This window comes from Rhodococcus sp. C1, assembly GCF_020809065.1.
Classification (GTDB): domain Bacteria; phylum Actinomycetota; class Actinomycetes; order Mycobacteriales; family Mycobacteriaceae; genus Rhodococcus_F; species Rhodococcus_F qingshengii.
Genome location: NZ_CP078080.1, coordinates 918,145 through 938,205, shown reverse-complemented (window position 1 = coordinate 938,205; position 20,061 = coordinate 918,145). Strand labels below are relative to the sequence as shown.

General features: G+C 60.9%; 19 protein-coding genes. 10 read left to right on the top strand and 9 right to left on the bottom strand.

Annotated features, from left to right (window positions below; genetic code table 11):
• Window position 1: 1 nt before the first annotated feature.
• Together KTR60_RS04315 and KTR60_RS04310 are read right to left on the bottom strand one after the other, a co-directional pair.
• Window positions 2-820 (bottom strand): HAD family hydrolase, encoded by an 819-nt coding sequence (locus tag KTR60_RS04315; RefSeq protein WP_003945542.1) that lies wholly within the window; start codon window positions 818-820, stop codon window positions 2-4.
• A gap of 62 nt (window positions 821-882) precedes the next feature.
• Complete coding sequence (locus KTR60_RS04310) at window positions 883-1,353, bottom strand: MarR family winged helix-turn-helix transcriptional regulator (protein WP_042449445.1); 471 nt, start codon at window positions 1,351-1,353, stop codon at window positions 883-885.
• A gap of 111 nt (window positions 1,354-1,464) precedes the next feature.
• Here KTR60_RS04310 and KTR60_RS04305 point away from each other — a divergent pair, with 111 nt between their 5' ends.
• The 3 genes from KTR60_RS04305 to KTR60_RS04295 are packed head-to-tail and all read left to right on the top strand — an operon-like array spanning window position 1,465 to window position 3,854.
• The gene (locus tag KTR60_RS04305) at window positions 1,465-1,962 is read left to right on the top strand and encodes a VOC family protein (RefSeq protein WP_007734170.1); all 498 of its coding nucleotides are present in this window, start codon (window positions 1,465-1,467) and stop codon (window positions 1,960-1,962) included.
• Between the two features lie 37 nt (window positions 1,963-1,999).
• Complete coding sequence (locus tag KTR60_RS04300; protein ID WP_020906267.1) at window positions 2,000-2,788, top strand: pirin family protein; 789 nt, start codon at window positions 2,000-2,002, stop codon at window positions 2,786-2,788.
• 1 nt (window position 2,789) lies between these two features.
• Entirely contained in the window at window positions 2,790-3,854 is a 1,065-nt protein-coding gene (locus tag KTR60_RS04295) for a maleylacetate reductase (protein WP_064075162.1), read from the top strand.
• A 7-nt stretch (window positions 3,855-3,861) separates the two neighbouring features.
• On the opposite strand, the gene KTR60_RS04290 is transcribed toward KTR60_RS04295, so the two are convergent.
• Entirely contained in the window at window positions 3,862-4,383 is a 522-nt protein-coding gene (locus KTR60_RS04290; RefSeq protein ID WP_003945867.1) for an Lrp/AsnC family transcriptional regulator, read from the bottom strand.
• Between the two features lie 109 nt (window positions 4,384-4,492).
• Between KTR60_RS04290 and ald the strand changes: the two genes are divergently transcribed.
• Together ald and KTR60_RS04280 are read left to right on the top strand one after the other, a co-directional pair.
• On the top strand, window positions 4,493-5,593 hold the full coding sequence (gene ald / locus KTR60_RS04285) for an alanine dehydrogenase (protein ID WP_003945541.1): 1,101 nt from the start codon (window positions 4,493-4,495) through the stop codon (window positions 5,591-5,593).
• 53 nt (window positions 5,594-5,646) lie between these two features.
• Window positions 5,647-6,522: an aldo/keto reductase gene (locus KTR60_RS04280; RefSeq protein WP_064112448.1), complete on the top strand. Its 876-nt coding sequence runs from the start codon at window positions 5,647-5,649 to the stop codon at window positions 6,520-6,522.
• On the opposite strand, the gene KTR60_RS04275 is transcribed toward KTR60_RS04280, so the two are convergent.
• The 3 genes from KTR60_RS04275 to KTR60_RS04265 form a co-directional block, all read right to left on the bottom strand.
• Window positions 6,523-7,773, bottom strand: coding sequence for an NADH:flavin oxidoreductase/NADH oxidase family protein (locus tag KTR60_RS04275; RefSeq protein ID WP_007734160.1), 1,251 nt, complete (start codon window positions 7,771-7,773; stop codon window positions 6,523-6,525).
• Window positions 7,774-7,801: 28 nt separating this feature from the next.
• Entirely contained in the window at window positions 7,802-8,305 is a 504-nt protein-coding gene (locus tag KTR60_RS04270; RefSeq protein ID WP_019746932.1) for an SRPBCC family protein, read from the bottom strand.
• 72 nt (window positions 8,306-8,377) lie between these two features.
• On the bottom strand, window positions 8,378-8,953 hold the full coding sequence (locus tag KTR60_RS04265; RefSeq protein ID WP_007734151.1) for a TetR/AcrR family transcriptional regulator: 576 nt from the start codon (window positions 8,951-8,953) through the stop codon (window positions 8,378-8,380).
• Between the two features lie 85 nt (window positions 8,954-9,038).
• Here KTR60_RS04265 and KTR60_RS04260 point away from each other — a divergent pair, with 85 nt between their 5' ends.
• From KTR60_RS04260 to KTR60_RS04250, 3 genes are all read left to right on the top strand, one after another.
• Entirely contained in the window at window positions 9,039-9,497 is a 459-nt protein-coding gene (locus KTR60_RS04260) for a PaaI family thioesterase (protein ID WP_003945940.1), read from the top strand.
• 257 nt (window positions 9,498-9,754) lie between these two features.
• Window positions 9,755-11,056: a TrpB-like pyridoxal phosphate-dependent enzyme gene (locus KTR60_RS04255; RefSeq protein ID WP_003945451.1), complete on the top strand. Its 1,302-nt coding sequence runs from the start codon at window positions 9,755-9,757 to the stop codon at window positions 11,054-11,056.
• Between the two features lie 142 nt (window positions 11,057-11,198).
• Window positions 11,199-12,623, top strand: coding sequence for a PQQ-binding-like beta-propeller repeat protein (locus tag KTR60_RS04250; protein WP_228401885.1), 1,425 nt, complete (start codon window positions 11,199-11,201; stop codon window positions 12,621-12,623).
• Between the two features lie 642 nt (window positions 12,624-13,265).
• On the opposite strand, the gene KTR60_RS04245 is transcribed toward KTR60_RS04250, so the two are convergent.
• Window positions 13,266-14,483: a PucR family transcriptional regulator gene (locus KTR60_RS04245; protein WP_041814672.1), complete on the bottom strand. Its 1,218-nt coding sequence runs from the start codon at window positions 14,481-14,483 to the stop codon at window positions 13,266-13,268.
• A 401-nt stretch (window positions 14,484-14,884) separates the two neighbouring features.
• Between KTR60_RS04245 and KTR60_RS04240 the strand changes: the two genes are divergently transcribed.
• Complete coding sequence (locus tag KTR60_RS04240) at window positions 14,885-16,225, top strand: MFS transporter (protein ID WP_058039219.1); 1,341 nt, start codon at window positions 14,885-14,887, stop codon at window positions 16,223-16,225.
• 257 nt (window positions 16,226-16,482) lie between these two features.
• The gene (locus tag KTR60_RS04235; protein ID WP_003945449.1) at window positions 16,483-17,793 is read left to right on the top strand and encodes an NAD(P)/FAD-dependent oxidoreductase; all 1,311 of its coding nucleotides are present in this window, start codon (window positions 16,483-16,485) and stop codon (window positions 17,791-17,793) included.
• 165 nt (window positions 17,794-17,958) lie between these two features.
• Here the strand turns inward: KTR60_RS04235 and KTR60_RS04230 are convergent, their stop codons facing one another.
• Both KTR60_RS04230 and KTR60_RS04225 read right to left on the bottom strand, forming a co-directional pair.
• Window positions 17,959-18,831, bottom strand: coding sequence for an alpha/beta hydrolase (locus tag KTR60_RS04230; protein ID WP_064112445.1), 873 nt, complete (start codon window positions 18,829-18,831; stop codon window positions 17,959-17,961).
• The gene (locus tag KTR60_RS04225) at window positions 18,828-20,054 is read right to left on the bottom strand and encodes a metal-dependent hydrolase family protein (protein WP_225989611.1); all 1,227 of its coding nucleotides are present in this window, start codon (window positions 20,052-20,054) and stop codon (window positions 18,828-18,830) included. The genes KTR60_RS04230 and KTR60_RS04225 overlap by 4 nt, the downstream gene beginning before the upstream one ends.
• Between the last annotated feature and the right edge of the window lie 7 nt (window positions 20,055-20,061).

Here is a 20,061-nt window from a genome sequence, read left to right as displayed (position 1 = left end):
ACTAGCTCCCCGCAACCAGCTCTTCGAGGTAGCTCGCCACCCCGTCCTCGTCGTTCGTGGGCAAAATTCGGTCGGCGAGCTCGATGACCTCGGCTCTGGCGTTGGCGGGCGCCAGAGCCGTTCCGGCCCAGGTCAGCATCGCAACGTCGTTGAAGGCGTCACCGGCCGCGGCAACTTCCGACGCGTCGATGCCGTCGATCGCGCACAACTGCGCGAGAGCGCTGGCCTTCGAGACGCCCGCTGCAGCCATTTCCATGTACGGAGCCCCGGAGTGGGTCAACTCCACACCCTCGATGCCCGCAGCGACCGCAGTTCGGTACAGGTCGGCGCTGGGAACCTCGGCATGCCGGGCCACGATCTTGACCATCGGCTCCACGTCCAGCGGCAGCGTATCGGCGAGCACCATCTCGTGCAGGTGCCGGTGATGGTCCGCGAACTCGCACAGAGCGGCATACTCCGGCTCGGCAAAGAACTGCGTGGGTCCGACGTTCGCGAACACGACGCCAGGAATCAGAGCACGAACCTGCTCCATAGCTGTTGCAGCCAAAGATGTTTCGATCGAAACGGTGTCGACGATCTCCGGAGTCCCGTCCGCCAGGTCGAGAATGACAGCTCCGTTGGCACACACAGCTTTACCGCGAAATCCGCACGAGCTCGCCAACGTGTGTACCGAATGCCTGGCCCGGGCCGTCGCCCACACAACTTCGATCCCCGCGAGCCGCGCGTTCTCCATGGCCTGCGCGGTGCGCGCCGAAATCGTTCGGTCGGAGCGCAGCAGGGTGCCGTCGAGGTCGGTTGCGAACATACGAATACGGGTCACCAGACAATGATGGCAGTCCGTTCGCAGCCCTCACCAACTACGTGACATGGGCCGTTGCTCTGTCAATTACTTGCTTGGGCCTCGAGAAGGTGCCGACGCATCTCACCGAAGACCACACCCAGCCGCTCGACATCTCGCGGGCTCAGCAGGTCGAACATGCTCTCCCGTACAGCGGCCACGTGCGCCGGGCTTGCCGACGCCAATTTCTCGGCACCCGAGTCGGTCAGCTCCGCATTAGCGCCCCTCTTGTCGTCGACACACTCGACCCGGCGCACCCACCCGGCACCGACCAGCCGATTGACGGCCCTGGTCACACCACTTCGGGTCGCCATCACAGCATCGGCGAGCTCACTCATGCGCAGTTGCCGCCCAGGCGCTTCGGATAGAGCAACCAACAGTTCGAAGTCCGTGAACGAAATGTCGGAGTCTCGCACCAACTGCTGATCGAGAACACGCTGGAGCAGTCGGGTCGAGTCCAGGTAAGCCCGCCAGGCCGTTTGCTCCGAGTCGCTCAACCACCGCGTCGATTCCATGACACCAGCATATCCGAAGTAGTTGACAACGAAATCAAATGATCTATTCTCAATGTAGTTGATCAGTCAACTACCTGTTCGAAGAGAAGGTTCAACCGAGAGGCGGGCGCTATGAGCGACAACAACGCAGTGCAGTTCGAGGAACGCCGGGCCGAGATCAGGGATCGACATCTGCTCCCCGCCGACAAACGACCCGCATCGACCGCACGCGGCCTGCACCATACGGCCCTGATCAGCAGCGACGTCGAACGAACCGTGAAGTTCTATCAAGATCTCCTCGGCTTCCCTCTCACCGAGCTGATCGAGAACCGCGACTATCCCGGGTCTTCGCACTTCTTCTTCGACATCGGCAACGGGAACCTCCTGGCCTTCTTCGATTTCCCGGGACTCGACGTGGGCCCGTACCAAGAAGTACTCGGCGGCCTCCACCACATCGCGATCAGCGTCGAACCTGCCAAGTGGGCGAAGCTACGTACCAGACTGACCGAGGCCGGCGTCGAACTGATCGAGCACAGTGAGGTTTCGCTGTACTTCCGCGATCCCGACGGCGCTCGACTCGAACTGATCGCAGACCCACTCGGTGAGATGTACGGCAATCACGTCCTCTGAAAACTTGCTCTCCCCCATACCATTCGGAAGGCACACCATGACCTCCACTCTGTCTCAGCCGAACCTCGATATCCGTCGATCCGGGGATCGCTTCAAGTCCAATGCCGGCTGGCTGGACTCGAAGCACTCGTTCTCGTTCAGCAATCACTACGACCCGAAGAACACTCACCACGGTCTTCTCCTGGTCAACAACGACGACATCGTCACGCCCGGAATGGGATTCGACACCCACCCGCACCAGGACATGGAGATCGTCACCTGGGTACTGAGAGGTTCTCTCGTACATCAGGATTCGATGGGGCATTCGGGCGTCATCTACCCCGGTCTCGCCCAGCGGATGAGCGCTGGAACGGGAATCCTGCATTCGGAGAAGAACGATTCGTGGCGACTCGGTGACGTGGCGGGTGCGCATTCCGACAAGCACAGCGACCCGGTTCACTTCATCCAGATGTGGGTCGTCCCCGACGAGGCCGGAATCACGCCCGGATACGAGCAGTTGGAGATCGACGCCGAATTGCTTGCCGGTGGACTGGTTCCCGTCGCGTCGGGCATGGACGCGTACGCCGATCACTCGGCAATCCGGATCAAGAACAAGTACGCCGCGATGCACGTTGCGCGTCTGCAACCCGGACAGCCCGTGACCCTGCCCGACGCACCGTTCCTGCACGTTTTTGTCGCCGACGGTCAGGCCGCCATGGAAGGCGTCGGAGTGCTCGAACAAGGTGACGCGGTACGCGTGTCCGGCGGCGGAGGTCAGCAGCTCAGCTCCGATACCGGGGCAGAGGTCATCGTCTGGGAAATGCACGCCACCGTTTCGCAGGGATGACATGAAGCCCTTCTCGTACGACGCTTCACCGGCTCGAATTGTCTTCGGCCAAGGGATGATCGATACGATCGCCGAAGAAGTGCGGCGGCTCGGCCGTAGCCGAGTGATGGTGCTGGCAAGTCGTCGACTCGACGCGGTTGCCGCCGCCGTGACCGAATCTCTCGGCGACATGGCGGTGGCCCGCTTCGACGGCGCTGTGATGCATACTCCGATCGAAGTCACGACAGCCGCGCTGAGACTTGCCGAGAACCATCACGTCGACACGGTCGTGGCGATCGGCGGCGGTTCGGCAACCGGGTTGTCCAAGGCATTGGCACTACGAGCGGGGTTCGATCAGATCGTCGTTCCGACAACGTACGCGGGATCAGAAGTCACTCCGGTGTTGGGTGAAACAGAGAACGGACGCAAGACAACTCGCTCCTCTCCCCACATCAGACCGGAAACCGTCATCTACGACGTCGACCTCACTCTCGATCTGCCGCTGGATACCACCGTCACCAGTGCCGTCAACGCGATGGCGCATGCGGTTGAAGCGTTGTACTCCACCGAGTCCAACCCGATCACGGACTTGATGGCGATCGAGGCGATCTCCGGGATCGCCCGTGCGCTGCCGAGCATTGTCGATGATCCGAAAAATCTGGAAGGTAGGGCCGAACTACTGCAAGCAGCCTGGTTAGCCGGAACCTGCTTGGGCACGGTCGGTATGGGGCTTCATCACAAGTTGTGCCACACCCTCGGTGGCAGCTTCGGTTTGCCGCATGCTCCCACCCACACCGTTGTCCTCCCCCACGCGATGGCATTCAACGCGCCTGCTGTCCCGGATGTGATGTCGCGAATAGCGACTGCTCTGGGCGCATCCGATGCCGCTACCGGCGTTTTCGACCTCGTCACCGCGTGCGGCGGACCGACCACTCTGCGAGAACTGGGAATGAGTCACGATCAAATCGAAAATGCAGTCGAACTCGCCACCTCCGCCGCGTATCCGAATCCGCGTGAGATCACCCCGCCGGGCCTGAGCGAACTCCTCGAGAACGCCTGGTCCGGGCGTCGACCCGCCATCAGGTGAGAACTAATCAGGCAGTACCGCCTCGAGGCCTGACGTGTTCGAAGATCAGAATCGTCTCGGTCGCAGCAACCGCTGGATGTGCCGAGAGATTGTTGACGACGAAGTCACGCAACTGCGCCGAATCCGTCGTTGCGACGTGCAGCATGTAGTCGTCGACACCGGCAACGAAGTACACGTTGAGCACGGAGTCCAGCTTGGCGAAATCGTCGCCGAGCCGGTTGAGGTGCGACCGTGCGTTGGCCTGCAGTCGAACTGCGATCATCGCCTGCAGATCCATTCCGAGAGCGGCGGGGTCGATGTCCGCGTGAAATCCCCTGATCACGCCGTTGTCCACCAAGGCGCGCACACGGCCGAGGCATGTCGACGGCGCAATTCCCGCGATCGCAGCCAGCGCATTGTTCGGAATCCTCGCGTCTTTCGCCAGCTCTTCGAGCAGAACCCGGTCGATCTCGTCCAACTTCATTGCTGCCCGAACATGCTTCGGCGAGGCGGCCGTCTGAATACCGATTTTTGAACTTTCGCGCACCATGAATACAGCCTAGAGAATTATCTTCACTTCTCTTCACTATCTGGCGACGAAACTTCATGCTTGGCACCTGCCATTCGAAGAAACAACAGACTCAGTTCGGAGCGTTGTCATGAAGGTCGGAATCCCCCGCGAGATCAAAAACCACGAGTACCGCGTGGCCATCAGCCCAGCAGGCGTCCACGAACTGGTCGGCCGAGGACACGAAGTCGTCATCGAAACGGGTGCAGGCGTCGGCTCCTCGTTCAGTGACGAGGATTTCAAGGCCGCGGGCGCGCAGATCCTCGGATCTGCCGATCAGGTCTGGACGGACGCAGATCTACTCCTGAAGGTCAAAGAACCTATTGCAGAAGAGTATTCGCGACTCCGTAAGGATCAGGTTCTCTTCACCTACCTGCACCTGGCGGCGTCGAAGGAATGCACCGACGCGCTCCTGACGTCGAAGACCACCTCCATCGCCTACGAAACAGTTGTCGGTTCCGACGGTTCACTGCCCCTCCTCGCCCCGATGAGTGAAGTAGCCGGACGCCTGGCACCGCAGGCGGGCGCCTATCACTTGATGCGTCACGGCGGCGGACGCGGAGTGCTGATGGGCGGCGTACCCGGAGTGCGCCCCGCCAAGGTCGTGGTGATCGGTGCGGGAGTCTCCGGCAAGAACGCCATCGCCGTGGCCTACGGCATGCAGGCCGACGTCACCGTTCTCGACCTGTCGATCGCGCGCCTGCGGGAAATCGACGAGCTGTACCACGGCCAGGTCAAGACCATCACGTCCAACAGCCTCGAACTCGAACAGGCAGTCCTCGACGCCGACCTGGTCATCGGCGCAGTGCTGGTCCCCGGGGCGAAGGCGCCGACTCTCGTCTCCAACAGCCTGGTGGCGCGTATGAAGCCGGGTTCTGTCCTGGTCGACATCGCCATCGACCAGGGAGGCTGCTTCGAGGATTCACACGCGACCACGCACGCCGATCCGACGTACCAGGTACACGGTTCGGTCTTCTACTGCGTTGCGAACATGCCCGGAGCCGTCCCCCGTACGTCCACCTACGCACTCACCAACGCGACGCTTCCGTACGTCGTCGCCTTGGCAGACAAGGGGTGGAAGGACGCGGTCGCGACAGTTCCCGGCCTGGGGTCAGGTCTGAGCACACACGACGGCCTGCTCCTGTCCGACAGTGTTGCAGCGGCGCATGGGTACTCGGCTACCACTCTCTGACCCAGGCAGCTCTGACCCAGGCAAGGACAGCTCGAGATCGCTAGCCTTGATCCATGAGCATTCCTGACATCACGCTGAATTCCGGAACCGCGATCCCGCAACTCGGCCTCGGAGTCTGGCAGGCCACCAACGACGAAACCGAGCATGCAGTACGGTTCGCACTCGACGAGGCTGGCTACCGGCACATCGACACCGCTGCCGCCTACGGAAACGAAGAGGGCGTCGGACGAGGTATCGCCAACTCGTCCGTCGCGCGAGAGGACATCTTCCTCACCACGAAGCTCTGGAATGCAGATCAGGGCTACGAGCCGGCGTTGAAGGCTTTCGACACCAGCATCGACAAGCTCGGCGTCGACTACGTCGATCTCTACCTCATCCACTGGCCTCTGCAGGACAACGACCGACTCCTCCGCACGTGGGACGCACTAGAAAAGATCGCGGAATCGGGCCGCGCCAAGGCAATCGGGGTGTGCAACTTCGAGCCGCATCATCTGCAGCTTCTCGTCGAACGCGGTGGATTGTTGCCCGCAGTCGATCAGGTGGAACTGCACCCGCACCTCACGCAGCACGCCATTCGCGACAAGGCCGCCGAGCACGGGATCAAGGTCGAATCGTGGAGCCCACTCGGCGGTACCAGTAACGCAGGTTGGGGTAAGGCGTCCAAGCCCAACACCCTGCTCACCGACCCGATCATCACACGAATCGGTGACCGCCACAGCAAGACTGCCGCGCAGGTCCTGATCCGTTGGCACCTTCAGAACGGCCTGATCGTCATCCCGAAATCCGTACACGATGCTCGAATCGCTCAGAACATCGACGTATTCGACTTCGAACTCACCGATCTCGACCTGAGCGAAATCGACACTCTCGACGACGGCACCCGCGTCGGCGCGCATCCCGATGAACTCAACATCGGTGCACCGAACTGATCAAGCCGCTCGTTTGGTGGGGCGAAGCGCATCGAATCCGTTTCGCCTCACCATCGTTCCGAGGGTCTTCCACCACGGCCGAGCCGGATCCGGCTCGCTTCCGTCGCCCATCCGGTGCAGCTGATCGGTATGCCACTGCAGGTCGAGTGCACCGTCGAGCATCGAGATGTCGGCAACCTTCCCCAACAACTTCCGCGCTCCGAACTCAACAGTCGGCACGGTCAATCGTTCCCGATCCGATTCCAGGAGAACGGTTGCCGCGTCGGGGATCGTGATCGTCGGCCGGCCGAGGCCGATCACGTCGCACGCGCCGGAAGCCAGTGCCTCGACCATCGCCGATCGCGAGCGGAAGCCGCCGGTGACCGCCAAGGGAATGTCGCCGGCAATCGCTCGGACTGTCTCGGCGTACTCGAGGAAATATGCCTCTCGATCCCGAGTGCTCTGCTTCTGCGCTTTACCCATCATGGCCGGCGATTCATAACTGCCACCGCTGATCTCGATGAGATCCACCGACTCTTCGGTCAACGCGCGCACTACTTCTCGCGACTCGTCTTCCGAGAATCCACCTCGTTGGAAATCAGCCGAGTTGAGCTTGACCGAGACCGCGAATCCCGGAGCAACGGCAGAGCGTATGCGCCGAACGATCTCGATCAGAAAGCGTCGTCGACGCTCGGGATCTCCACCCCACTCGTCCGTCCGCTGATTGGACAAGGGCGAAAGGAACTGCGCAACAAGATAACCGTGCGCTGCGTGTATCTGCACGCCGCCGAAGCCGGAGGACTCGGCGACGCGAGCGGTTTCCGCGAACTTGTCGATGATCTCGTCGATCTCAGCGGTCGAGAGTTCTCGCGGCGTCGCCATTCCCGGAATCTTCAGCGCGATCGCGCTCGGGGCGACCGGTCTACCTCTGCTGGCAATCGGGTTGGATTGCCGCCCTGGGTGGTTCAGCTGCATCCAGATCTCGGCGCCGCCGTTCTTGGCGGTCTTGGCCCAGGCAGTCAGTGCTTCGGCATCACGATCGTCGTCGACGACGACATTGCCCGGTTCGGCGATCTGCGATCGATCGACCATGACATTGCCGGTGATCAGCAAACCGAACCCGCCACTGCCCCAACGACCGTACAGCGTTTCCAAGCGAGTGGACGGTCCATGAGTGCGGTCACCCAGAGCCTCGCTGAGCGCAGCTTTCATGGTCCGATTCCGCAGGATCTGCCCGCAGGGCAAAGTCAACGATTCTCCGAGTGTGGTCATGGATGCCTCTCGTATGAAGGGAAGAAAGTCAATGGCGTGGCGCAGAACCGAAGTGCCGCTTGGTATCGCGCACGAAGCTCGAGAAGATCAGCGAGTTGACCGGTAGCCCGCCGCGCACCGCGAGCGACAGCTTCGGACGCGGCGAGAATGCAAAATTCCACTGCAGTCTCGAACCCACTGCGAGCTCGTCGACGCGGTAGTCCTCCGCGAAGGATTGGAACAGCGGAACATTGGACTGTTCGACGTAAAACGAGTGCCGACGCGTTTCGTCGTCCCAGGTGATGAACTTTTCGCGCATCTGCATCGCACCGCCGCCCACCTCCGCGATTCGGCGCGTGCCGACGCCGTAGGGGCGCGGCGAGGTGTAGTGCACTTTTGTGAGCAGTCGGCACCACGACAAAGGCTCGTCGGCGGTCAGACCGGCCCAGACGGCGTCAGGTTCGGCGGCGAGATCGATCGAGTACGTGAAGATATGCGGTGCCGTGTCGAAGAAATCGACACCGACCGGTTCGAGGTCGAACCAATGTGTCATCGCCTACTCCTGCCCAATTAGCCGTTACATGAAGTTACGGATACTTGACGACCGAAGTCAACCCCCGAAGGCTCAGCGGGACCAAGCCTCAGAACGAGAGAGCCCCTGCAGTGAAGCGATGACCTGTTCGAGCGGCTCGATACTTCGAGTCGTCTGGCACACCGCCACTGCACCTTCGACCGACGTGATCGTCAGGTTTGCCATCGATTTTGCCTGCACTGCAGGATAACCCGCAGTTTCGAGTTGCGATTCGATCAACTTCTGCCATCCCAGCATGACCTCAGCCGACACTTCCGCGACTTCTGGCTCACTGGCACGCGCCAACCCGCCGGCAATCACCGGGCAGCCGATCGCGAAGTCCGAGCGTGTGAGATTGAGTCGCCAGATGTCTCCGACCGCTTCGATCACGTCGGCCGTGGAACCGGTAGCCGCAGCCGAGCTGATCCGTCTGGTGATGATCGCACCGGCCGCGCGCACGGCTTCGACCATCAACTCGGTCTTACCGCCAGGAAAGTGGTGGTAGATCGACCCACGGGGTGCGCCGCTGTGCTTGATGACGTCGCTGAAGGACGTCGCGTCGACACCGTTGCGGCTGATCAGTTCAACCGCACTGCGAATCATGCGATCACGTGAGCTCAGCTCTGCCATGTCACAGATCCTTCGGCCGTCGGTACACCTGTCGACTCATACGCTACGTTATGTATGACGACCTACATAGTGATGGGATGAAACAATGAGTGACGAGACAACCGCGACCGTCGATCCGGCGCAGATGACAGGCCTCGAACTTCTCCGCTGGATGGGAACGCAGGTCAACGACCGACCCAGCATCGGACGCCTCCTCGGCATGGAGATGCGCGAGGTCAACGAAGGATCCGTGAGCTTCGCCCTGACCCCGCGCGCCGATTTCAGCAACCCGCTCGGCACTGTGCACGGCGGCATCTGCGCAACGCTGCTCGACTCGGTCATGGGCTGCGCGGTACACACGATGCTTCCGGCCGGCGTCGGCTACACGACCCTCGAACTCAAGCTCAACTACATCCGCACGGTGCCTCTCGACGGTGACGAACTGACAGCCCACGGCAGCGTCATTCACGTGGGCGGGCGTACCGCGACGGCAGAGGGCAAGGTCTTGGACAAGAACGGCAAGTTGGTGGCGCACGGAACCACGACGTGCATGATTTTCCGCTGAGCCGACGAAGGATGGCGAGAATGTAGCTGCGCCCGACGTGAGCAGGGTGCGAGTGCCGATGTACGATCGGCTCGTGACCCTGCTCACTGCGCACCTCTGGTGGCCCGACCGCTGACGGTCAGCCGCAACTGCGTGCTGCCCGGACCGATATCGGGTGGTCCAGCAGGCTCCTCTCAGGATCCCCGATCCGGCAAATGCCGTACGCGTCGTCGCTACGACCGCCAAGATCAGGTACCGAATCCACGAAGGAGAGTTAGTTGACCACCACCCCACTCAACCGTTCGCTCGAGCCTTTGGGCGTCTCCATCCCGTCGAAAGTGCCGACGCACTGGTACAACCTGGCGGCTGACCTCCCCGAGCCTGTTCCCCCGCACCTGCATCCGGGCACTCGTGAGCCGCTCGGCCCCGAGGACTTGGCGCCGCTGTTCCCGATGAACCTCATCGCGCAGGAAGTCGCAACCGAGCGCTACATCGAGATCCCGGAGACGGTTCGCGAGATCTACGGCATGTGGAGGCCCTCTCCCCTGTTCCGCGCGCATCGACTCGAGCGCGCTCTCGGCACACCTGCCCGCATCTACTACAAGTACGAAGGCGTGAGCCCGGTCGGTTCACACAAGCCGAATACTGCTGTCGCGCAGGCTTACTACAACGCAATCGAGGGAACCACCAAGCTCACCACCGAAACCGGTGCGGGACAGTGGGGTGCGTCGCTGTCGTTCGCGGGCGCGCTGCTCGGACTCGACGTCGAGGTATGGCAGGTTCGCTCGTCCTTCGATTCGAAGCCGTACCGACGCATCCAGATGGAGGCGTACGGCGGAATCTGTCACCCGTCGCCTTCGGACCTGACGGAAGCCGGACGCGCACTGTTGAAGTCGCATCCCGACACCACCGGCTCGCTCGGTATGGCCATCAGTGAGGCCGTCGAGGTCGCTGCGCAGGATCCGAACACGCACTACTCACTCGGTAGCGTGCTGAACCACGTCATGCTGCACCAGACCGTGATCGGTCAGGAAGCAATGGTCCAGCTCGAAGAAGCCGGCGACGCCGTCCCCGACACCGTGTTCGGTTGCGCCGGTGGCGGTTCCAACCTCGCCGGACTCACCTTCCCGTTCCTGGGACGAAACCTTCGCGAAGGCACCAAGACTCGTCTGGTCGCCTGCGAGCCGTCGGCATGCCCGTCCCTCACCCAGGGCGAGTACCGCTACGACTTCGGTGATGTCGCCGGCCTGACGCCGCTGCTCAAGATGCACACTCTGGGTAAGGATTTCGTACCGCCGGCCATCCATGCCGGTGGCCTCCGCTACCACGGCATGTCGCCGATGGTCTCGCACGCGGTCAACCTCGGACTCATGGATGCAATTGCCGTCGATCAGGACGACGCACTCCAGGCAGGTCTGATTTTCGCCCGCGCCGAAGGAATCATCCCGGCTCCGGAATCAACCCACGCGGTTGCCGGCGCTATCGCTCACGCCCGTGCCGTCACCGAACCCGAGGTGATCGTGATCGGGCTGTCCGGCAACGGTCAGTTGGATCTTCCGGCGTACTCGCCTTACGTCTGACGCCGTCGGTGTGGTGGTCTCGTGCGTACGAGGCCACCACACTTCGTCACACCGAGCACGTGGGCTCGATCTCGCGATCGACATCGTGCCGGCCGTCCGCGAAACGAACCGATCAGTTTGATCGATCGGTTACGGTCTTTCGATGCAGCTTCGGTTGAAGGAACATTGGAAACTGGTCGCACTCGGACTGGCATTGCTCGTGGCGATCGCGTTCATCGTCGTATCGGTAATCTCCGACTCCAGTGATGCGGCATGGCCGAAGCAGAAGACAGGCGGTCCGATCGTCGAGCAAGGCGTTGTCGACGTAGACCTCTCCGATCCTCCGCAACAAGCCTGGGAACTCGATGTCCGAGCGCTCACGGACAACCCCGGGGACGTGCTGCTGTCGATGCCTTCCACGCTCGATAGCTACTACGGCTACGGCAACACGTACCAAGTCAGTGACGTGCTGGTGGCCGCGACTGCTTATCCGCTTCCCAAGACCGACGAGTCTTCGTCGAGTCAGGGAGTCGGTGCCGTCACACTCGTCGGGGTGAATCCCGACGACGGAAGTCCGCTGTGGAAAACGCGAATCGGCGGAGTCATCGGCCAGTGCAGTCAGCAGAACGAATCCACGATCATCGCGTGCTGGGGCGATCGACGGATGATCTTTGTCGATACCGCGACCGGAACTCTGATGTCCGACCTCGGAACCGACTTCGATCTCAATGGCGCCACCATCGCCGGAGACACCGTGTACACGTCCGGCGAAAGGATGGACGGAACGGTTCGAACACGAATTCTTGCCAGCGGCACCACAACCAATTTGACTGCCAACTTCGTGCGTACCTTCGAACCAAGTGAGAAGTTCGGAGCCGTCTACACGGTCCCTCACACCGACACTGTCATTGCGATGGAACAGGGCGACGGCGGGGACCCGCAGTACCGCTATCGAATCTACGATCTGCAGTCCGGCGCCGAACGATTCCGATTCGAGGGCGATTCGCTTGTCCCTACCGGGAACGGATTGTTCCTCACCAGTGTCGGCGGCCGGTCGGGATATGCCGGAACCCAAAACCTCTTGGCTTCCGACGGATCCACGATTCGTGCGATACCGATTCCCTCGTACTCATCGTCGTCCTACCCAAGTAAGCCTTCGACGGCGGTGCCGATGTTTCTCGGCGACGGCGCCTACGATCCGGAGTCGGGTGACGAACTTTGGCGCAGTTCACAAATCGTCAACACCGCGATGGCCGGGACGGGAAGCGCCATCGCCGCGGTGGTAGGAAAAACAATCCTGGTCACGTCTCCCGAGACTCGCACAATCTCGGGTCTCGACGTCGAGAGTGGCCGACAACTGTGGCAAACGCCCTGGCAAGACGCGTACTGGGTTCGAAGCGGTGCGACTGATGGCGATCACTTCGTCTTCAGCGACTACACCGGCATGCATTCGATCAGGGCTCGCGACGGAAAGATGATGTGGTCGGTCCCCCTTCCGCCAGAGGTCGATCCGCGCGGAGTCGTCGTCTCGAATGCCGGCAAAAACGTGTCGTTCTCCTGGCAAAACCACTTCACCGTTTGGCGATAGGCCGGCAACATCACCGGTTCAGTGTCGTACTGACCAGCCGGCTCAGCAACCAGCAAATGGATAGACGTACAGCCTCGATGGCCACAATCCAGTCTGGCGCGTTTGTTCAATTTCGGGGGAACGATCTCGAACAACTGCATGTATCTCCGCGACTCCGACTTCGGAAAGATCAGACCAGACCTGCGGTGAAGGGGTGCATACGAATCGCACCGACTCAGGTATCTGATCCAATCCAACGATAAAGGGAGCCAACGGGAATGGATGCGAAATCCCCAATTTGCAGTCGGCAACAAATAGTCCAGTTCGCGCGCGAACATCTGCGTACCGGGGGACCGAACTCAGACCAAATTCGTCGTCATTTCGGTTTGCAAAAACGCGCGTTCTTCACGCAGCTCGACACCCATCTGGACGATTCTGCACTTTCAATGCCCGAAAAAGTTGCACTCCGCCGCATCTGCCGACAGGAGGATAGAAGGTGCCCGATCAAACGTATGAACGTCTCAGCAGGTCAAGCCAACCCACCCCGGCCGATGTACGACGCGCTTCCTTTCCCACCCCAGAACCATCATGCTTGACGATCGAAAGCCGCCAACTACGTTCAGCCGCTGGATTCTTCCGCAGTCCCCTCTTCTCGGATCGGGATCATCGGAGATCCAACAGCCGCGCGACTTTCAGGCTCAAATGCAAGGCCAACCGGTCGTCGCCGTTTGCCAAGTCTGCTCGTGTTATCTCCTGAATTCGCCGCAAGCGATAGTACAAGCTCCCTCGATGCACACAGAGCGCCTCTGACGTTCGCTTTACGTCACCGGCATTGTCCAAAAAGCTCTCCAGCGTCGCGAGAAGAGCCTCACTTTTCGAGTCCTCATGGCTGAGCAAGGACTGCAAACCTGAGTGAATACTGTTCTCGAGTCGATCCTCCGACAGTTCGGCCAGAAGTCCGTAGACGCCGAGATCCCGATAACGCACAACATTTCCGAGCACCTTGACGACCTGGGCCACATCTGCGGAACGTCTGGACTCTTCGTAGGATTCGCGCACATCCGCAACCGAGGTTCGCGGTTCACCGATACCGACCCAACATTCGATGTTCTGGCGCCCACTTTCAGACAAGACTCGCTCCCGGGCTGCCACGATCAGCGAGTCCAGATGGGTTTGAGTCGAGCGTTCGGCCACCGATACGATCAACAGACTGTGGTCGGGGCGGTCGAGTTGGATTGCACTGTTCCGCGGGAGCCTCCGACGAAGCTGATCGACGCCGACGGCAACACTCAGACGATCTCTTTCGGTCAATGTCGACTGGTCGCCAGGACGGAGCAACACAGTGACCACGACTGCTGGACCCGCAGCCAACAAGCCCTCCTCGGCCAACCTGTTTGCCGCGTCCTCGCGCAGCGACCGCTCGCCCGACAGGACGTCTCGAGTAAGTTCCCGCTCCCGACTTCGGGACAACTCGTCCAGCAACTGTTCGCGGTGGAGGATCATCGCTGCCGCATCAGCCGTGCGCCTCAAGACCTCGGCTTGATCCTCGTCAACTTCGCCCTCCGAAGTCAACAGCCAGACGAAGCCCAGCAGCGCATTGCGGTACCGGATCGGCATCCCGACCCGGCCAAGGGTCAGCCCTAGTTCTTCGTTGACGGGAACAGTGAAGAGATCGAGGGCTTCACGGCCTCCACTCGCGTAGATGAAGTCTACGATCTCGCGTGAAACATTCCGCTGTAGAACGGAATTCATTCTGACTGAATCGACGGCACTGTCATGCGAGTTGTACGCGAGCAGACGAATCTGTACATCATCGATCGCAACGGAACGGTCCAGTCGGCGCCCGGTAGTGTCCACCAAATGCTGTAGTTCTCCGACCATGGTCGAACTGTACGAGCCCCCTCTCCGGTTTGCAACATATGCCCAAATTTCTACGTAGAAAATTGAACACATGACAGTGATGCAACTAACTTTTGCGCCATAGGCTCGCTTCATGCCAAGCACTCGAGACCCGTGACGTCTTCACTCGGTCCACAAACCGGCAGAAGTGGCAGCGACGAGAGCTGTTGCAGCCGTGGGATTTGCATAGTGGGGCGCGAGGCCGGCCGGCACGATCTCCCTCAGACGAGGTCGCCTCCGACCCGAAATCGACAAACGACCTTCGTTCGCCAGTTCAACATCGAATCCCACCGACCTCTTTCAATGTCGAATACCTCGAATGACATCGGTGACCGTGATGTCGCAAAGCCGTTGCCATTCAGCATATCCCGAGAGGAATCATCATGACCGGCACAGCGAATGCTCCTGCAGGGCATCAAACCGAGACTCCACCTGGACGTCGATCGGCGCGCCGTAGGGCCCTGATCGCCGGGGCGACAGGCAACATCGTCGAATGGTTCGATTTCACGATCTACGGTTTCACTGCCGCAGTTCTCGCGACAGTGTTCTTCCCTCCGGAGTTCGGCAGTGGCGCACTGCTTGCCACCTTCGCTCTTTACGGAGTCGCCTTCTTGGCCAGACCTGCCGGCGGCATATTCTTCGGACGGCTTGGTGACCGCCTCGGCCGACGCAGGTCACTGTCCCTGGCAATTACGCTCATGGGCTGCTCGACGGCGGCAATCGGTCTCCTACCGACGTACGCTTCGATCGGTGTTGCCGCACCGCTGTTGCTGCTGCTGTGCCGATTGGTTCAAGGATTCTCGGCCGGGGGCGAATACACCGGAGCTGCCACCTTCGTCGTCGAGCATGCGCCGTCCCACCGCCGAGGCTTGTACGCAGGGATAATCAGCTCTTCGTCATTTGTCGGCAGCATCTTGGCCACGGTCACAGTCTTGTCATTCAGCTCGGTCGGCGCTGAGCACTTCGCCGACGGAGGATGGCGTTGGCCGTTCATCATCGGAGGCGTTGTCGCCATGGTGGGCCTGTTCATGAGGCTTGCCGTCGAGGAGACTCCGGCGTTCAAGGAAATGCAAGAAAACGATTCCCTTCCAACCCGCCCACTCGCAGATCTGTTCCGCAATCACTGGCGGACTCTGCTCACGTCCTTCGTGTACTTCGCCTCGCTCGGTGTCGTTACTCATATGCTGCTCGGCTACATGCCGACATTTCTGGTTCTCTCAGCCGATGTTCCGAGCACGGTGGCACTGCTGATGACAACCGGCGCTTTGGTTCTCGCAGTACCGCTGTTCATCTTCTTCGGCGCCACAGTCGACCGAATCGGCCGGAGGCCACTCGTCAGAATCGGCATGGTGATGTCAGTTTTCGTCTCGGTGCCCAGCTACATGCTCATCGGTACCGGAAACATTTTCGCGATTGCCGTTGCACTGGCTTCTCTGGTCCTCGCGCTTTCCTTACTCGCGTCCGCTTTGCTCGTAATTCTCGAAATGATGCCGACGCATGCGCGATTCACCGGCACGGCAATCCCCTACAACATCGCATATGCACTTTTTGCAGGGACCGCTCCTCTGGTGTGCGCAGCACTGGTCAACGCCACTGGAAGCGATCTGTCGCCTGCCTTCTATGCGACCGCCATCGCTTTGATCGCGCTTCCCATTCTGTGGCGAGGGATTCCGGAAACGAAAAACTGGTCTGCCACGCAGGGCAGCCCGACGAAACATTTCTGACAACGGACGCGCCACGGCTGTGATTTTTTGCGCAGCTGTCGATAGCGTTCCGATGGCCGCCACGAGAGAGTTGAGGACGACGAACACCTCTGGACTTTCAGGTGCCAAATTCATTAAGACAGAGCCGAATCCGAGAAGTCGGGATGAAGCTCTCCAGAGGAAGTCGACGGCGTCGGAATTACCAGAACCCAAGCTTGCCGGATCGAACAGCTGTGCTTTCGATCCGGCGAAGCCATCAGTAGAAAGAGAGGCCGAAAGTGCCTACCGACAAGACCGATGCAGTTGTGGTCGGAGCTGGAGTGATCGGCAGCTCCATCGCCTACGAACTGGCCGCTCGAGGCTACGAAGTCCTGGTCATCGACAAGTCTGGTGGTCCGGGCTACGGCTCGACCAGTGCATCCAGTGCGGTTATCCGGTTCAACTACTCCACATTCGACGGTATGGCTGCGGCTTGGGAGTCGCTGCATTGCTGGCAAAACTGGAACGAGCATCTCAACGCGACAGTCGACGGCGCGCTTGCGAAGTTTCGGCAATGCGGGATGGCACTGCTCGATGTCGACGTCGCGCCCCACGCGCGCACGATCGGATTATTCGAGAAGATAGGAATCGATTACCAGCTTTGGGACGCAACGACACTCGTCGAGAAGATTCCCGGTATCGACGCCGGCAAATACTATCCTCCGAAGCCAGTCGACTCGGAGTCCTTCTTCGCAGATGCCGAAACCACGCTCGGCGCGCTGTACACACCTCAGGCGGGGTTCGTCGACGACCCGCAACTGGCTGCCGCGAATCTTGCTGCGGCAGCACGTTCGCACGGTGCAGTTTTCGCATACAACACGCGTGTAGTGGCAGTCGAGCAGTTGCCTGACGGCATCTGGCAGCTAGGGCTCGACGACGGGGAAAGTGTGAAATCCAAGATTGTCGTCAATGCCGCCGGCCCCTGGTCAGGAGCGTTCAACAAGCTGTCGAACGTCGGGGCCGACTTCAAGGTTTCGGTTCGGCCCTTGCGCCAGGAAGTTCATCACGTCACCGCACCCACTGGCTACAACGACGACGAGATCCTCGGCCCGATGATCGCCGATTTGGATCTCGGAACCTACATGCGAGCCGAACCTGGAAACGGATTCCTTGTCGGCGGAACCGAACCGGATTGCGATCCGCTCGAGTGGATCGACGATCCTGATACCGCCAACCCGAATCGCACTGTTGCCCGGTTCGAAGCGCAGGTTTTCCGCGCCGCCAGGCGTTTCCCCACCCTGGAGGTCCCGTCACAACCGAAAGGTATTGCCGGCGTGTACGACGCAGCATCCGACTGGACCCCGATCTATGACAAGACAGACAGGCAAGGTTTCTACGTCGCCATGGGCACCAGCGGGAACCAATTCAAGAATGCCCCTATCGCTGGGCGCCTCATGTCCAGGATCATCGACCAGGTGGAAGCTGGACACGATCACGACGCTGATCCCCTGACCTATGTCGGGATGCACACCGGGCTCGAAATCGACCTCGGCGCATTCTCCCGCCTTCGGGCACCCAATGCCGAGTCGACCGGGACCGTCATGGGTTAGAAGTGTTGTCCGGCTTGGAGAATCGATAGCCGCGACAACTGAATAGACACGGCTGTGGGTGTCCACCACGTGGTGGACACCCACAGCCGACTTCTCCTTCAACGGCGTCTACGGAAAATCGCCCGTCGAACGTGTCAGCGTGCACATCGTCGCCGGGACGAACAGCTACCGTGCATGGCATTTTTTCAAGTAGCTCAGGAACGATGCCTGCAGCCCGGTTACGTGCGTCTCGTGCAACAACGCGGTCGAAACATCCTGCGACCGTCCCTTGCCATGCAACTGCTCCACGACGGCGAGAACGTTGCGTGACAGTCCGCGATAGATCGGAATGGGTCCAGTCAGTTCGGCTTCGTTCAGCGTGACGTGCAGCTGCGGAACAACTGAGCCCACGCCACGCTCGGGCAGTGCCTCGACCAGCGTGTGGATCTGGCTGTCGGCGTTCACAACTCCGGGACTACCCGCACCGAAGGTCGCGAATGGGGGCGCGTCGCGCAGCCATGCGTAGAGGGCGAAAAGGCCTCCGTACGAGTACCCGAAGAGTCCGTGCCCGGACTCGCTGACACGTAGCTCCGACGAGTACAGGCGAGGGTGGAGTTCGTTGGTCAGGAAGTCGAGGAAGACGTCCCCGTGGGTGTCTGCCAGCTCCTCGAGGTAGGCGTCCACGTACTCCTGGGTCATTGCACCCGAGTCGCGAGCAGCGGCGAGAGTAGCCATCATTTCTTCGCCTACCGGTTCCCCAGGCGGCACGAGATCGCGGTTGCGGAGCCGTGCCCAGTTGGCAGCTTCCTCACCGGCATATCCGACGCTGACCTGGATGTACGGGGCGACCGTCAGGTACGGGTCTGCCTGCGTGACGATGAGCGGGGCGGTAAGACCTACAGCCCAGTTGCCGTCCATCACGTAGATCAGCGGTAAGGGATCCATGGAGTCCGCGTAGCCGGGGGGTGTGGTCACCCAGACGCCGTAGCTGTGTCCCGACTTCGCCGTGATTTCGAAGTACTCCGTGTCTGCAAAGCATCCGTGCAGCATTGCGCTCATCGAACGTCTCCCTTGACGATATTTCCGGACTTCACGACGAGAACAGCCATGTCCGGATCGGCGAAGACCTTTGCGTCTCGGAGTGGGTCTTGCTGCCAGGCAACCATGTCCGCCTGCATACCGACGCGGATCGTCCCGACGCTTTCCCCGATACCGAGAATGTCGGCATTGACGCTGGTGGCCGAAACAAGTGCATGCATCGGCGACTCCAACTCCGCGCGCAAGTGCAACTCCTCACCTCGGCGCTTTTGGTGCGGCCCGATGAGGTCCGAGCCCAGGCCGATCCTCAGGCCTGCTGCGCGAGAGGCCTCGAGCGCTCTGGCCATGCGTTGACGCACTCCGGCTGCACGCTCTCGTATTGCCGGGTCCAGGTCCATGCTTTCGGTGTCCGCCAACTGCTCGACCACGGCGAAGGTGGGGACAAGTGCCACGTCATGTTCCCGCATCAGCTGGGCCGTCTCCGCATCGATGTCGGTGCCGTGTTCCACGCACCGGACGCCGGCCCGCACCGCGTTGCGAATGCCCGCATTGTTGTGGGCGTGGACCGTGACGTAGGTGCCGCGCGACGCTGCTTCTTCCACTGCCACGGAGATTTCCTCGACGGTGAACTGTGTGTCGGTGAGGCTGTCATGGCCTCCGACGACACCGCCGGTGACGCACAGTTTCAGAAATGTTGCGCCTCGGCGGAACGATTCGCGCACGTTGCGTCGTAGCTCGTCGGCATTGCCCGACATCAAGGACAAGGCGCAGAGCCCTGGAATGTGGTGCATGTTCCACAGCTCGGTCGGCTCCCATGCGGCCCCGTAGTAGCCGTGTCCACCGGTCTGGCACTGCACAGGACCACACGAGAGGACACGCGGACCACGCACCTTGCCGCTCGCAATAACGTCGACGACTCCGCCGTCGATGCCACCGACGTCTCGCACCGTGGTGAAGCCCGCGTCGAGGGCATCGCCCGCGGTGGCGAAGATGCCCGCAGCCAGTTCGGCTGCCGAGAGCTCAAACCCGAATTGCCTTCGGATCGGACTCGAAATACCCAGGTGGACATGAGCATCGATCAGCCCCGGAGTCAGAAGCATGCCGTCCAAGTCAACTGTCGTCGAACCCGACGGCGCCTGTCCGATCGCGGTGACAATGCCGCCACTCACGCACACGTCGACTTCGACCGGGTCGGTGCCCGATCCATCCGCGACCATGCCGCCGGCAAACCATACGTCAGTCAAAGGGACC